General features: G+C 67.5%; 20 protein-coding genes. 9 read left to right on the forward strand and 11 right to left on the reverse strand.

Features of this window, described 5'->3' with window-relative positions; all coding sequences use genetic code 11:
- Positions 1-51 precede the first annotated feature (51 nt).
- A complete protein-coding gene (locus tag EAF64_RS01720; protein ID WP_129067248.1) occupies positions 52-240 on the forward strand; it encodes a DUF7576 family protein in 189 nt (62 codons plus the stop codon).
- Between the two features lie 105 nt (positions 241-345).
- On the opposite strand, the gene EAF64_RS01725 is transcribed toward EAF64_RS01720, so the two are convergent.
- From EAF64_RS01725 to EAF64_RS01755, 7 genes are all read right to left on the reverse strand, one after another.
- Complete coding sequence (locus EAF64_RS01725; protein WP_129067249.1) at positions 346-1632, reverse strand: D-arabinono-1,4-lactone oxidase; 1287 nt, start codon at positions 1630-1632, stop codon at positions 346-348.
- A gap of 54 nt (positions 1633-1686) precedes the next feature.
- Positions 1687-2868 carry an amino acid deaminase/aldolase gene (locus EAF64_RS01730; protein WP_129067250.1) on the reverse strand — a complete coding sequence of 394 codons (1182 nt, stop codon included), beginning with the start codon at positions 2866-2868 and terminating at the stop codon, positions 1687-1689.
- A gap of 114 nt (positions 2869-2982) precedes the next feature.
- Entirely contained in the window at positions 2983-3417 is a 435-nt protein-coding gene (locus EAF64_RS01735) for a CBS domain-containing protein (protein WP_129067251.1), read from the reverse strand.
- Positions 3418-3513: 96 nt separating this feature from the next.
- Entirely contained in the window at positions 3514-4077 is a 564-nt protein-coding gene (locus tag EAF64_RS01740) for a hypothetical protein (protein WP_129067252.1), read from the reverse strand.
- A gap of 79 nt (positions 4078-4156) precedes the next feature.
- The gene (locus tag EAF64_RS01745) at positions 4157-4741 is read right to left on the reverse strand and encodes a hypothetical protein (RefSeq protein WP_129067253.1); all 585 of its coding nucleotides are present in this window, start codon (positions 4739-4741) and stop codon (positions 4157-4159) included.
- Between the two features lie 162 nt (positions 4742-4903).
- Positions 4904-5566, reverse strand: coding sequence for a helix-turn-helix domain-containing protein (locus EAF64_RS01750; protein ID WP_129067254.1), 663 nt, complete (start codon positions 5564-5566; stop codon positions 4904-4906).
- Between the two features lie 76 nt (positions 5567-5642).
- A complete protein-coding gene (locus tag EAF64_RS01755; RefSeq protein WP_129067255.1) occupies positions 5643-6299 on the reverse strand; it encodes a helix-turn-helix domain-containing protein in 657 nt (218 codons plus the stop codon).
- A 115-nt stretch (positions 6300-6414) separates the two neighbouring features.
- Here EAF64_RS01755 and EAF64_RS01760 point away from each other — a divergent pair, with 115 nt between their 5' ends.
- Positions 6415-6693, forward strand: coding sequence for a DUF2249 domain-containing protein (locus EAF64_RS01760; RefSeq protein ID WP_129067256.1), 279 nt, complete (start codon positions 6415-6417; stop codon positions 6691-6693).
- A 58-nt stretch (positions 6694-6751) separates the two neighbouring features.
- Here EAF64_RS01760 and EAF64_RS21275 read toward each other — a convergent pair whose 3' ends face one another.
- Positions 6752-6892, reverse strand: coding sequence for a hypothetical protein (locus tag EAF64_RS21275; RefSeq protein WP_227738853.1), 141 nt, complete (start codon positions 6890-6892; stop codon positions 6752-6754).
- A gap of 160 nt (positions 6893-7052) precedes the next feature.
- Positions 7053-7217, reverse strand: coding sequence for a hypothetical protein (locus EAF64_RS20710; RefSeq protein ID WP_193767537.1), 165 nt, complete (start codon positions 7215-7217; stop codon positions 7053-7055).
- A gap of 140 nt (positions 7218-7357) precedes the next feature.
- On the opposite strand from EAF64_RS20710, the gene EAF64_RS01770 reads away from it, so the two are divergent.
- Complete coding sequence (locus EAF64_RS01770; RefSeq protein WP_129067257.1) at positions 7358-7753, forward strand: hypothetical protein; 396 nt, start codon at positions 7358-7360, stop codon at positions 7751-7753.
- Positions 7750-8013: a HalOD1 output domain-containing protein gene (locus EAF64_RS01775; RefSeq protein ID WP_129067258.1), complete on the forward strand. Its 264-nt coding sequence runs from the start codon at positions 7750-7752 to the stop codon at positions 8011-8013. The genes EAF64_RS01770 and EAF64_RS01775 overlap by 4 nt, the downstream gene beginning before the upstream one ends.
- Here EAF64_RS01775 and EAF64_RS01780 read toward each other — a convergent pair.
- Positions 8010-8603 carry a hypothetical protein gene (locus tag EAF64_RS01780; protein WP_129067895.1) on the reverse strand — a complete coding sequence of 198 codons (594 nt, stop codon included), beginning with the start codon at positions 8601-8603 and terminating at the stop codon, positions 8010-8012. The genes EAF64_RS01775 and EAF64_RS01780 overlap by 4 nt on opposite strands.
- 98 nt (positions 8604-8701) lie before the next feature.
- A complete protein-coding gene (locus EAF64_RS01785; RefSeq protein ID WP_129067259.1) occupies positions 8702-9508 on the reverse strand; it encodes a DUF7839 domain-containing protein in 807 nt (268 codons plus the stop codon).
- Between the two features lie 148 nt (positions 9509-9656).
- Between EAF64_RS01785 and cbiT the strand changes: the two genes are divergently transcribed.
- Genes cbiT through EAF64_RS01810 form a run of 5 tightly spaced genes read left to right on the forward strand, consistent with a single transcriptional unit; the run spans position 9657 to position 13818 of the window.
- Positions 9657-10259 (forward strand): precorrin-6Y C5,15-methyltransferase (decarboxylating) subunit CbiT, encoded by a 603-nt coding sequence (gene cbiT, locus EAF64_RS01790; protein WP_129067260.1) that lies wholly within the window; start codon positions 9657-9659, stop codon positions 10257-10259.
- On the forward strand, positions 10256-11029 hold the full coding sequence (locus EAF64_RS01795; RefSeq protein WP_129067261.1) for a cobalt-factor II C(20)-methyltransferase: 774 nt from the start codon (positions 10256-10258) through the stop codon (positions 11027-11029). The genes cbiT and EAF64_RS01795 overlap by 4 nt, the downstream gene beginning before the upstream one ends.
- Positions 11022-11900, forward strand: coding sequence for a cobalt-precorrin-4/precorrin-4 C(11)-methyltransferase (locus EAF64_RS01800; protein WP_129067262.1), 879 nt, complete (start codon positions 11022-11024; stop codon positions 11898-11900). The genes EAF64_RS01795 and EAF64_RS01800 overlap by 8 nt, the downstream gene beginning before the upstream one ends.
- A complete protein-coding gene (gene cbiG / locus EAF64_RS01805; protein ID WP_129067263.1) occupies positions 11900-12901 on the forward strand; it encodes a cobalt-precorrin 5A hydrolase in 1002 nt (333 codons plus the stop codon). The genes EAF64_RS01800 and cbiG overlap by 1 nt, the downstream gene beginning before the upstream one ends.
- Positions 12898-13818, forward strand: coding sequence for a precorrin-3B C(17)-methyltransferase (locus EAF64_RS01810; RefSeq protein ID WP_129067264.1), 921 nt, complete (start codon positions 12898-12900; stop codon positions 13816-13818). The genes cbiG and EAF64_RS01810 overlap by 4 nt, the downstream gene beginning before the upstream one ends.
- Positions 13819-13821 lie beyond the last annotated feature (3 nt).

The raw sequence follows: 13821 nt of genomic DNA on the forward strand, positions 1-13821 counted from the left end.
ACTCGGCGGCGATATGTGGGATTAAGTACGTCGGTTGCAGAGGTACACTCAATGGTCGATCCGACATCGGATATCGGCGAAGACGTATCGGAGGACGACGCGCCCGTCTGTGAGACGTGTGGGGATCTCGTCGTCGACGAACCGGAGCACCGCGTCATCACGTGGATCGAAGACGACCAGGTGCAGTCGGCGCACTTCTGTGACGAGACGTGCCGGATGGACTGGGACGGCGGTCAGTAGACTCTATCTCTCGGAGGACGGCGGTTTCGACGACGTTTCTATCGACACCGGGTGATCAGGTGCGGCGATGGCGGGACGGCGACCGGCGCGACCGCTCAGCCATCGTCACTGTCCGAACAGCCGGTCGAGGTGGTCGTTCAGGAAGAGGCGGCCAGGGTCACACGCCTCGCGGACACGTCGGAAGGTGTTCCACTCCGGGTACAGGGCCGGAACGTCCGTGCCGTCGAGCGAGTGGAGTTTGCCCCAGTGAGGTCGGCCGCCGCGTTCCCGGAGGATCGACGCGACGGCCTCGAAGTAGCGATGGTGGGGCTTGCGGTGGTACTTGTGGACGGCGACGAACCCCGACTCACGGCCGTAGGCCGGGCTGAGCGGGATGTCGTCGCCGGCGGTGTACCGGACCTCGACTGGGAACGTGACCGGTTCGTCGTGGCGCTCGATCCAAGCTTTGAGCTCCCGGATCGCCGGCGTGATCTCGTCTGCGGGGATGCTCCACTCGCTCTCGGCGAAGCGGACCGTCCGGTCGTGGGCGAACAGTTCGTGACTCGGACCGACGGCCCGATCCGACGAGAACGACCACGCGGCAGCCCTGGTCGCGTACGGCGCAGTCGACGGGAATCTGGTCGAGAGCCGGCACAGCACCTCCCACGCGAGGTTCTCGACTTTGCTGTCGAAGTCGCCGCCGGGTCCCGTCCGATCGGCGTCGGTCCGGTTCATCGTCTTGACGAAGGCCGTCTCCGTGTGGGGGAACCAGAAGAACTCGAAGTGGCGATTCTCCGAACGAAGTTCGGGGAGTCTGTCGAGACAGGCGTCGAGGGGCATCGGTCGGGTCCGGAGTTCGAGGTCGTACGCGGGGACCACGTCCAGCGTGACCGTCGAGATGACCCCGAGCGCACCCAGCGAAACCTGGGCGGCCCGGAACAGGTCCGGCCGCTCGTCGGGCGAACACTCCACGACGGTCCCGTCGGCGGTGATGAGCCCCATGCGGGCGACCTGCGTGGACAGGATACCCAGGTCGCTGCCCGTGCCGTGGGTGCCGGTGCTGATCGCCCCGGCGACGGTCTGGTGGTCGATGTCGCCGAGGTTCTCCATCGCCAGCCCGTAGGCGGCCAGTTCGCTCGACAGGTGAGACAGCGGCGTCCCGGCGCGGACGGTCACCTGCTGGGCCGCTTCGTCGACGTCGACGATACCGCTGTAGTTCTCCAGGGTGACGAGCACGTCACCGCTGGGGACGACTGGCGGGAACGAGTGGGCCGACCCTGCGACGCGAAGCGTGCCGGCCCCTGGTCCAAGGCCAGCGACCAGTTCGCGCAGTTCCTCCTCCGAGGCGGGCGTCTCCCACTGCTGTGGGTGACACGACGCCGTCCCGGCCCAGTTGCGCCACTCACTGCTCATGATTTCTCCGGGTCGCCCCGTGCTGTTCGTCGAACTCGGCTGTCGGTGTCGTGGTTACATGAAACATTTCCCGTCACCTCGGTACGTGGGTGCCGTCTCGACGACCGCGCCGTCGGCGACGACCGCCATCGATGCGAAGGTGCGACACAGTTCGCCGGCCTTGGCGTGGCGGCAAACGACCGGATCACCGAGCGAGAGCGAGCCGTCGTACTCGATGGGGGTCTGGACCTCGCCGGCACCTTCCGTGTCGGTCAACTCGGCCTCGCGGGGTCGCGCGACCGTCGGTGCCTTGTCGGAGCCGGCGGGCCCGGACGCGACGTACCCGCCGCCGCGACAGGTGTAGATGTCGTCGGCGGGCCGACGAGTGACCTCGATCGCGTACCCAGCCGCCGGCGTGTGCTGGAACCCGTCGTAGTGGTCGAACAGCGTCGGCGCGTAGAAACCGGAGCCGACGGTCACTTCCGTGACCGCGGGGTCGTCGGTCGTGTACGCCAGGCTCCCGGTCCCGCCGCCGTTGACGAACCGCAGGTCGTGCCCGCGGTCGGCCAGCGCGTCGACGACGGCCCCGCGACGGTCGGCGACGGCGCGTTTCGACCGCTCTTTCAGCAGGCGGACGGCCGCGTCGACCGCCGCGTTGTTCGCGGGGTTCCGGTCCGGGAGGCCGGCGATCTGCCCCTCGTAGCCCATCACCCCGTCGAGTCGGACCCCGTCGGTTCGCTCGATGGCGTCGGCCACCGCCAGCGCGTCGGCCGGCGTCCGAACGTCCGAGCGCCGCGTCCCGAAGAACACGCCCAGATGCTCGCTCGACATGTCTACGTCGAGACAGAGCGGGACCTCGACGCCGATCTCGGCGGCCACCTCCCCGGCGCGTTCGACGTGGGCCGCGCCGTCGACCATGAGCGTGATCGTCGTCCCCGACTCGACCGTCTCACAGACGGTCCGCAGTTCCGACGGCTGATAGATCGGATACGCCACGAGCAGGTCCTCGAACCCCAGTGCCGCCAGGTGCGCGGCTTCCGCGCCGTGATAGCACATGACGCCACGAAAGCCGTCGTGGTCGAGGACGTACTCCATGACCGCCCGACAGCGCAGTGACTTCGAGGCGATCCGAACCGGGAGCGAGCGGGCCCGCGTCCGTACCTGCTCGATGTTTCCGTCTAACGCGTCACGGTCGACGAACGCCAGCGGGAACTCCAGGTCGGCGAACGTCTGCCGATAGTAGTCGTAGTCACGCATTCCGGCACCCAGATCCTTGCGGATGGGTCACAACCCGGTCGGGAATGGGTATAGTTTCGGGGGAACTGATGCGGACAATTAAAACACGGTGGCGGTCGGCGTCGGGGTGGGCAGTTACTCGAACTCGCCGTCGGAGACGTCTTCCTCGGTCTGTCCGGCCATCTCCAGCCGGTGGTGGGGCAGGAAGTGAGCCAGGTCCGTCGTGGTGACGATGCCGACGGGCTCGCCGCCCTCGGTGACTGGCAGTTTCTTGACGCCGTTGTTGCCCATGCGGTCACCGGCGTTCTCTACGGTGTCGTCGGGCCGGATGGTCACGACCGGTTCGGACATCAACTGGCCGACGGTCGTGTCCGCTGGGTCCTTGCCCTGGCCGATGGACTTGACCACGTCGTACTCGGTAATGATGCCGTCGATGGGGTCCTCGCCGATGATGAGTGAGCCGACGCCCTCCTCCGCGAACACACGCGCCACCTCTTCGACGGTCGCGTCCTTCCCGACCGTCTTGACCGGAGAACTCATGATCTCGCTGACTGGCGTTTCGTCTGCCATGGCTGTACGTGGGCGGTCGTACGCCGCACTCTTAAGAGTAGCCCTCGACCGGCCGAATCGGGTGACGGAAGTCCGATCTCCGCTCGCGTGCCGACTTCACTGACTGAGACGTTCGCGCAGCTCTTCCATCTGGGTCTGGAGCTGTTCGAACCCGTCGAACGGCGTGCCGTCGGTCTCCTGCTGGAGCTTCTCGAGCTGTTCCTCGGTCTGTTCGAGGAAGGAGAGTGTCTGTTCTTCGAGATCCTCGTGGGCCTGCCGGAGCTGTTCGACCTGCTGATCGACGGACTCGACGTAGGACTCGGCGGCCGACTCGGCGTTCTCGAAGCCGGCTTCCGTGAACTCGATGGCCTGCTCGTTGGCCTGCTGGGTCGCCTCCTCGGCGGCGTCGAACTGCTGGTCGATGGCGTCCCGGATCTGGTCGAAGTCGGTCTCGCCATCGGGGACCATCCCCTCGATCGTGTCGAGGGTGCTGTGGATCGCCTCGCGTGTCATCTCCGAACCGCGCTCGGTCGCCTCGGCCCCGCCTTCGGCCCCGCTCAACATCGCCTCGTTGAGCCGCTGCTGGAACTCGATACCCTGCTGCATGGCCTTCTGACTCCGTTCGAGCGCCTGTCGCTGGAGTTCGAACGCCTGGCTCACCGGATTACTGTCGTTTGCCATGTCCCGACTGTCGGTAGCCAGCCGCTTGAAGGCTAGTGATGCGATAGTGGCAGTTCGGCGTCGGCTGGTGTCCCGTGGCTCAGTCGGCCATCGCGGCCGCGAAGCCCGCGAGGCGGGCGTGCATCGTCCGGAGGTCCGCCTGGAGCGTCGACAACTGGCGGCGAAACTCGGCTACCTGCTCGTCGCGTTCGTCCTCGTCGAGGGACGCGACGTACTCACGGAGCCGCTGTTCGAGGGCCTCGTGTCTGTCCAGCAAGACGTTGAGCTGGCGGTTGATCGCGAGCAACACCGACCGGAGCCCCCGCTCGTAGCGGTCGAACCCCGAGTCGGCGGCACCGACGAACCGGTCACTGGCAGTCGCGTTCGCGCTCACGAGGGCGTCGATCGGACGGTCGAGCAATCGTCGGAGCGGCCCCGGTTCGTCGCCGGGCCCCTCACCGGGCAGGACGCCGGCGAGCCAGTCGGCACCGCCGCGAACGGCGTCGGCGCACGACTCGACGACCGCCTCGCGCGTGGCCGCTTCCGCCCGCATGCCGACCAGCACCGCGTCGTCGACCTGTCGCTGGAGGACGAGCCCGTTCCACACAGCCCTGCGGCTCTCGCGGACCGCCGTCCGCTGGAGACCGAAGACCCGGCCGATCGCATCGGTCTCGTGGTGTGCCATATCGCACCACAGTATTCGGGACGGATTAACCCTCGTGTCGAACACAGTGACCGATATCGAGCGCCGAAACGGGCGGTCACTCGTAGATGGGGCCCTCGTGACTGGGTCCCTTCGCGTCGGGGTCGTAGATGCGGTCGCTCTCGCGGCCCTGCACGTCGGCGCTCAGTCCTGGCTGGCCACCGGGCCGAGGACCTTCTGCTGGGCCGCCGCGAGGTGTTCCGCGAGCGTCGACGGCGAGATCTCGAGTTCGGCTGCCACTTCCTCGGCGTTTGCCCCCTTCGGGTATTCGAAGTAGCCCATGTCGTAGGCCGTCGTCAGGACCTCGCGCTGGCGGTCGGTCAGCCGGCCCGTATCGACGGAGACGAAGCCGTTCCCGACCACTTCACCGGACTGACTGAGGTTGCGGACGGCAACGTCGTCGAACCGCTCGCGGGCGGCCGCGACGATGTCGCGCACCTGATCGGTATCGGGCGCGTAGAACACTACGTACAGCGTTCCGTCGACGGCGTGAACGTCGTTGACGGGGCAGCAGAAACTCTCGACCAGGTCGGCGGGGCAGGTCTCGGCCTCGCACTGACGGCGATACCGGACGCCTTCGTCGGTCCGGAACACCGGGTCGCCGTCCACGCCGTCGGTCGTGGAGTCGGTCTGGACCGTGAACTCCGTGCTGGTACTGTTCTGGGAGCCACAGCTGGTCCGGGCGACCGAGTCGACCCGCGCCCCGGAACGGCTCGACGCGTCCGCGAGCGGACACTCGCGGGGTCGCGTGATGGCGAGAGTCACGCTGACACCGGCCTGGATCGGGTCGGGTTCGGTCGTGCTCATGTGTACACGTTCACAGCCCGGTTTCAAAACCCGCGGGCGACGTTCCCACGCCGTAGGAACGACGAGCCGCGGAGCGTCACTGGGCTTCGGCGATCGGGCCCTCGTCGAGTTCCGCGACGAACTCCTTGACGATGGCCTCTTCGGCACGGTGGAGCGTCTCGCTGACGGTGGATTTCGCCATCCCGAGGTGGTCGGCCAGTTCCGTCAGGGACGACCCCCGGGGCGTGTCGTAGTAGCCCTGCTGGACCGCCGCCGCCACGAGGTCTCGCTGTCGGTTCGTCAGTAGCTGGTCCGTCGAATCGACCGTCCGACGGACGTACTCTACCTCGAAGCTCATCCCGAACTGTTCGAGTTGCGACCCGAACGTCGACAGCCGGTCCCGGGACGCGGTCACCTCCACGGTCGCGAGACCACCCCGGATCTCGACCGGCGGTTCGAGCGGGATCCCGGACTCCTTGACTGAGAACAGCAAGAGCGGTTCGGTCGTCTCGAACTGGATCAGCGTCCGGTCGTCGGACTGCCCCAGCAGGTCCAGCGACACGACGGTCTCGCGCTCCTGGATGCGCCGAATCACCGCCGGGAGGTCCTCGCCACTGAGTTCGACCAGCCCGACACCCGTCTCCCCCGTGGGGAGCGCCGCCAGCACCCGAAACTCCACGTCAGGGTAGTCCGTCGAGAGGTCGCCGATCCAGGCCGCCTGCGGCAGTCGGACGCTCAGTTTGGCTCGTGGCATGGGATAGTAGAGAGTTGGCACCACGCTCCCCAGTAGGCGGTTCCGAACGTGTTCGGCACTCCGTGCGAACGGGTTCGACATAAGGATTGGGGGCAGTGTCGCCGTACGTCGGCGTATGGGAGTCGAGCCCACGGACGTCGCTCACGGAGCCGTCGAGGAGACGGGTGCGCCCCAGTCGGCACCGCAGGAACGGTTGGACGTGCGCGACCTCGGGCCGCCGAAGCCGCCGACGCGGACGCTGGAGCGACTGGCGGACCTGGACGACGGGACCGTTCTGGGCCAGTTCAACGACCGCGCGCCACAGCACCCCTTCCCGGAACTCGAGGACAGGGGCTACGCGTACGGGACCGTCGAACGGGACGAGGCCGTCGTGACCGTCGTCTGGACGCCGTGACCGAAACCCCGGACGCCGACGGCGACCCGGTCCGGATCGCCCTCGACCTGTTCGGCGACTAGTCCTCGGTCCGGCGGGCGAGTACCAGTAGCGCCTCGCTGTCTTCGACGGCCCTCGGTGACACCTCTCGGCGGCCGTCGAACCGGATCACGTCGTCCGGTTCCAGGTCGTCTGTCTCCTCGTCGAGATCGAGCGCCATCTCGCCCGAGGGGGGGGGGGCAGAACGACCGTCCGTTCGGGATGGCGGTGCGGGTCGACCGTCTCACCAGCCGACAGATCGAGCCGGACCACCAGCGGTTCGTCGAACAGTTTCGCGTGGGGCGAGCCAGTCAGTTCGTCGAGTGCGACGGTCTCGGCCATCACTGCTTGGGGAACTCCGCGACGAATTTCTCGGTGTCCTCGCGGCGCACCTCGTAGTTGTCCGCGTCGAAGGCGTCGACCTCGGCGTCGTCCTCCGCGAAGGTGTCCATGATCTGTGGGTGACGCTCCTTCGGTGGGATCTCGTGCACGTCGATAGCTGGCATACACCGACAGTTCCCGGCGGCCCGGCCTCCGGATTGTCCCGAACTTGTTCGGGATCCTCCGACAGCGGGCACGGCGGTGACGGAGCGTCCGGAGCGTCCTTCAAAAATGCTTTCTGTGCGGTGGCGGTCCAGTGAACTGTATGCCACCCCGCGAACGGGCGAAGGCCGAGATGATCTCGCGCTGGGACGCCGTGTTCCGGGCGGTCAGTGCGGAGCAGCGACGGCAGGTCGTCGTCAACCTGCTGGAGTCCTCGCCGGACCCGGCGTTATCGCTCCCCCAGGCCGCCAATCCGACGTACCTGCTCGACGATCCCGAGCGACTCCCGACTGAACTGATCCGCAACCACCTCCCGCTGCCGGCCGAGGAGGGCTTCGTCGAGTGGGACCGCGAGCCCGTCTGTGTCGAGCGCGGTCCGAGATTCGAGGAGGTGGCTACGGTGTTCGAGGCGTTGCACGCAAACACCGACCATATTCCGCCGCAGTTGCCCCATGGATGTCACCGCCTCGAAGAGAAACGGGAAGGCGGGGCAGTATGAGCCGCGAGAGTGTACTCGTCGAGGTGGTCCGGGCGGTCGCCGAGGTGGACGGCGTCGAACCACACGAACTCGACTACTCCCTGTACGATTACGTCGACACGGAAGCACTGGAGTCACTCGCCGCGTTCGATCGGTCGAACTGGTCGCTGATCTTCGAGATTCCGGATCACGAAGTCACGCTCACCGGGACGGGGGAACTCCTGATCGACGGCGAACTGCAACGCCGGCTCGACTCCGTCGAGTTCGAGCGACTCGACTAGAACGGCGTCTCGGGCCCCTCGACGTATTCCCCGTCACCGGGGTCACCCGTGCCACCGCGCTGGTCCGGCAGGGTTCCGGACTCCAGGTACCACTTCTCGTGGTCGCGCAACTCCTCGTTGATAACGGCGCTCTCGTAGTGCATCTCGTCGATCCGGACCCGGAGGAGGTCGTACTCGTGGCGGTGGGCGAGTCCGTTCCAGGCCGGGAACGAGCCCTTCGCGAGCCTCGTGCTCTGGGGACAGAACTCGGTAGTCGGCGTGAACTCGGCGACGAGGACGCGACTGTCGCCCGCGTCGGGACCGTCAGACTGGGCTCGCGCGCGCGTACCGGTACCAGCGTCGGGGTGACGCACGTCGAGGTTGAGTCGCGCGAGGTCGTAGCCGAAGGTCGTGTCGTAGACGCCTCGCTCGTGAAAAAGCGTACGGGTCTGCCGGTGGAAGGCCAGGTGTTCCCGACCGGTCAGGACGTGGTCGTCGAGGTACGTGCCGGGGTCGGGGATGCGCTCGGGCACGAACGCGTCGTACTCGTCGAAGGTCGCGTCGTCGCCGGAGAACGGCGAAGGGATGTCCAGACGGGCGGCTACGGCCAGCGAGGCCGTGGGTGTGGTCCCGAACGTATTCGGGGAACACGGGCAGGTGCCGGCCTGGCGGGGTCCGACGAGTTCGAGTCGCGTGACCGACGACACCCTCACTCCGCGGCGTCGACGATCTCGTAGCTCACGTTGTCCTCCCGCAGGCGGTCGGTGTGGCCCGCGAGGTCGGTCTCGACGGCGAGCAGGAGGACGTCCAGTCCGCGGGTCGCGGCCTCGCGGACGGCGTCGGCGGTCCCGAACCGCAGATCGGGTTCGTGGTCGGCGGCGCGGGCGGTGGCCAGCGCCTCGGTCCCGGCGACCGCGAGCAGGTCCGCGTCGACGGCGAGGTCGGCCACGCGGTCGGTGTCGGCGGTGCGGCTCCCGCCGTTGTCCACCCGGGGGAGCGAGACGATGGTCACGTCACCGAGTTCGTAGTCGAGGACGCCCTCGAAGTCGGTGACACCTACGTCCGTGCCGGCGGTGGCCCCGGTGACCGCGACCGCCGTCGCGGAGCCGGTGGTTCCCGGCGTCGCCTGGAGGGTGCCGTCGTGCATCGACAGCGAGACGGCCTGCCCCTCCTCGATGTCGCTCGTCGCCAGCGCCGTCTCGATCTCGACCTGTCCGATCACTTCCTCGGAGACGTGCGTGACGTACTCCTGTAAGCGACTGGTGTGGGAGATGAGCCAGTCGACCCCCTCTTTGGTCACCTCGTAGCGACCCCGACCGTGTTTCTGAACGAAACCCTGCTTGATGAGGTCCTGCAGGTAGTCGCTGACCGCCTGGGACGTGATGCCGATGGCGTCGGCGACCTCCTGCTGGCTGACTGCCGGCTGGCGCTCGGCGATCTGGACGAGGATCTGGTAGCGCGTCGCGTCCCGCTTGCTCCGGAGCACGTTCGCGTCACCGGACTCGTCCGCTGTCATGATTGCCCGTGGGACCCGGAAACTCAAGTACTTTTGCCATACTCCCGGCCTACTTTCCCGAGAGCGCCGCTCTCGACGCATTTTGAAAAATTAGCTTTCGTTAGTACAACCAAAATTGTTTTATTCGAGACTCCGGTTGTATTTGGTGATGTCCCGCGTAGCGCTCCCACACGACGCGAAGGCGGGGCCGACCAAGCCCGAGGTCCGGGCCGTGTTGCTCTCGAAGCTGGGGCTCACGGACGCGGATCACTTCGTCGAGGTCGGCTCCTGTACCGGTGCGGTCACCATCGAAGCGGCCCGGCGAGCCGGGCGTGTCACGGCCGTCGAACGCAAGGAATCGCGCCTGGAGGTGACCCGGAAGAACCTCGAAGAAAACGAGACCAGCGCCGCAGTCGACCTGCGGGCGACGGAGGCCCCCGACGGGCTGCCCGACGACGCCGACGCGCTCTTTCTCGGCGGCAGCCGCAACTACGAGGCCGTCCTCGATCACGCCGCCGAGACCGGCGTCGACCGCGTGATCATGAACGTCTCGCGGCTCGAAGTCGCCGGCGCGGCAACCGAGGCCTTTCGCGACCGCGGGCTCCTCGAAGACGTCGTGCAGTTCCAGGTCAGCCACGGTTACGAACTCGCCGGCGCGACGAGTTTCGACTCGGACAATCCGGTCTACATGTTGATCGGGAGCGCGACGGACGTTGCCACGGATGGTGGTGAGCGAAGCGAAGCTTCGCGATTCCCGGAGGACCAGCGATGACCCTCTACGGCATCGGCCTCGGTCCGGGTGAGCCCGAACTCGTGACCGTTCGCGGCAAGCGAATTCTGGAGGACGTGGACGTGGTGTACTCCCCCGGGCGACTCTCCCGGACGGTGGCGACCGAACACGTCCCCGAAGCTCGGATCGGCGACCTCGACTTCCCGATGACCCGCGACGAGGAGAAACTCCGGCGGGCCTGGAAAGAGGCGGCGGCCGAGATCGCACCCCGTGCCCGGGAGGGCGACGCCGCCTTCGTCACGCTCGGGGATCCGAACGTCTACTCGACGTTCGGCCACCTGCGACGGACCCTCGACGCGTTCCACCCCGACGTGGACCTGGAAGTCGTTCCCGGGGTCAGCGCCATGACCGCGTTCGCGACAGCGCTGGGCGTCGAGGTCCCGGCCGGCTCGGGGCTCGCGCTCCGGGAAGCCGACCAGGGCCGCTCGCCGACGGGTCCGGACCGCATGATCCTGTTCAAGGTGACCGACGCGCCCGCGACACACGAGGGGCTCGTCGACGCCGGCTACGACGTGACCTACGGCCGCCGGCTGTTCATGGAACAGGGCGAGACGGTCGTGACCGAGGACCCAGGCGAGATCGACGAGCGTGACTACTACACGCTGGCTTACGCGACACGGAGCGACGCGGCGGAAGCGCTGGCGACGGCCCAGTTCGAGACGACAGACGGCCACAGTGGTCCCGTCACGGAGGAGCGCGCGGAAGGCGTCGCCTGTGGCGACGAGTCCCCGGAGGTGCGGTCGGATGACTGACTCGCAGACCGATCCGCAGGACGCTATCGACGCCACCGCAGGCCGCTCGGAGCGAGATTCGCGGGTCTACGAGCACAGCGCTGGCGACGAACAGGAGGGCATCCCCTTCGTCGGTGCCGGCCCCGGTGACCCGAAACTGCTGACCGTGGCCGGCCGGGAACTCGTCGAGACCGCCGATCTGGTGGTTCACGCCGGTTCGCTGGTCAACAGCGAACTGCTGGAAGAGTACTGCGCGGACGCGGAGACGGTCTCCTCGATCGGGAAGGACCTCGAAGAGCTGATCCCGCTGATGCGGGACGCCTACGATGACGGCGAGAACGTCGTCCGGCTCCACAGCGGCGATCCCGCCATCTACGGCGCGGCACTGGAGCAGATGGACGCGCTGGAACACGAGGGCGTGCCGACCTACTTCGTCCCCGGCGTGACCGCGGCGTTCGCCGCGAGCGCGACCCTCAGAACGCAGTTGACTCTCAACGAGGTCTCGAACCACGTCGCGTTCACCCGACCGCAGGGCAAGACGCTCGACGCCGACGAGGACCACATCGCCGAGTTCGTCGAGATGGGCGACGTGACGACCTGCGTCTATCTCGGTACTCACGCGGTCGCGGACACGATGGACCGATTGCTCGACCAGGGCCACGACCCCGAGACGCCCGTCGCAGTGGTCTACCACGCGTCCTGGCCCGACGAGGACGTGATCGAAGGCACCATCGCGACAATCGGTGACCGGGTGGAAGAGGCGGGCTACCGCGCGTCGGCGCTTGTCATCATCGGCGAGGCGGTCGCGGGCGACGGCTACGAACGATCCTACCTCTACGACGGCTGGGCGTCGCGCGGGAGCGACGACACGGAAACGGAGGCAGACGACTGATGAGTACGGACACGGACGACACGGCCGAGACGAGCACAGAGGAGAGCGAAGAATCGAGCGGCGGTCACTGCTCGACCCCCGACAGCGACGGGGAGGTCGCCGAGGAGATCGCGATCGTCTCCTTCGATCGCAAGTGGAACACAGCGGAGGAGATCAGGGACGAAATCGGTGATCGGTACGAGACCATCGACCTGATCGAGTACCACGGTGAGGTCTTCGCCGAGCACTGGGGCGAGTACGACTGTTTCGTCGGCCTGATGGCCAGCGGGATCGCGATGCGCAAGACCGCGCCGTTACTTGACGACAAGTGGGACGATCCAGCCATCGTCGTCGTCGACGAGGAACTGACGTGGGCCATCCCGATCACGGGCGGCCACCACGGCGCGAACCAGGTGGCCGACGACCTCGCCACGATGGGCGCGGTGCCGGCGATGACGACGGCTTCGGAGGCCGCGGACAAGCAGGGCGTCGAGAAGCAGGCCAAAGCGCTGGACGCTCACGTCGTCAACGGTGACTCGACGGTGGCGACGAACCTCGCCGTGCTGGACGACGAACTCGGCCCGGTCGAACGCCTCGACGGCCCGAAGGCCGTGATGGTCGACGACGACGTGACGGTCCTCAAGCGCAACGGCGAGGGCGGCGTGGTCCTCGGAACCGGGAGCGTGTCGGGTGCGAAAGCCGAGCAGTTCGAGACCGCCTGGAAGGATGCCCTCGAAGGCACCAAGTACGACCTCGGGGACGTGGACTTCGTGGCGACCGGCACACGGAAGGAAGAGGAAGACGGGTTGCTCGACGCCGCGGCCGAGCTGGACCTGGGCGTCGTCTCTTTCGAGAAGGAGACTCTGGAGGAGTTCGAGGGACCGACGCCATCCCGGTCGAAGGAGCTGATCGGCTGGCCCGGGATCTCGGAGGCCAGCGCCATCGCGGGCGGGCGCGAGCACGAACTGATTCGGGAGAAGGAGCGCTACGAGGAGGCCGTGACGGTGGCGGTCGGCCGATGACCGGGACCGAGGCGGCCGACGGTGAGCGGACGCCAGCCGAAGACTACGGCACCCTCTACGTCGTCGGCATCGGCCCCGGACTCCCCGGCGGGATGACCCAGCGGGCCAAGGACGTGATCCGGACCGCCGACTGCGTGATCGCCTCGAACCTCTACCAGGAGTTCCTCCGGAGGGACGGCACCCTGCCGCCCGAGAGCGCGGCGGTCGAGGCGGCCGCCGACGGCGGTGCGGTCGCGTCGGAGTCGGAGGACGGCACGGTCCTCGAACGCCCGAACGGCGACCGTCAGACGCTGGTCCGGTCGACGATGGGGCAGCAAGTCGAGCTCGCGCGGGAGGCCTTCGAGCGCGTTCGCGCGGGCGAGGACATCGCCCACGTCTCCGGCGGCGATCCGAACGTCTACGGGAAGTCGGACCTGCTGTTCACGATGGCCGAAGAGGACGGCGCGACCGACGTGCCCATCGAGATCGTCCCCGGCGTCACGGCGGCGCTGGGCGGGGCGGCCAACCTCGGTGCGCCGCTCTCGAACGACTTCTGTACGGTCTCGCTGTCGGACAAGTGGCGCGGCTGGGACGAGATCGCCGAGAAACTGCGCGCGGCCGCGATCTCGGGATTCGTGATCGTCCTCTACAACTGCTGGCGCGACTACGAACGGGCCATCGAGGTCGTCCGAGAGGAGCGGGCCGACGACGTGCCAGTCGCGATCGTCAACGACGCCGGCCGAGACGACGCCGGCCGCAACGTCGACGGCGAGACACACACGATCACCACCCTCGCCGACGTGACCGACCACGACGAGAAGGTCGGCGGGATGGGGTCGTCCATCCTGATCGGCACTCACGAGACGAACGTCTGGACCAACGACCACCGCGAGTTTCTCGTCACGCCCCGCGGCGGGCGTGACGTGGAGGATTTCTGACCC

Origin of the sequence: Halorientalis pallida (assembly GCF_004118325.1) — an archaeon.
Lineage (GTDB): Archaea > Halobacteriota > Halobacteria > Halobacteriales > Haloarculaceae > Halorientalis > Halorientalis pallida.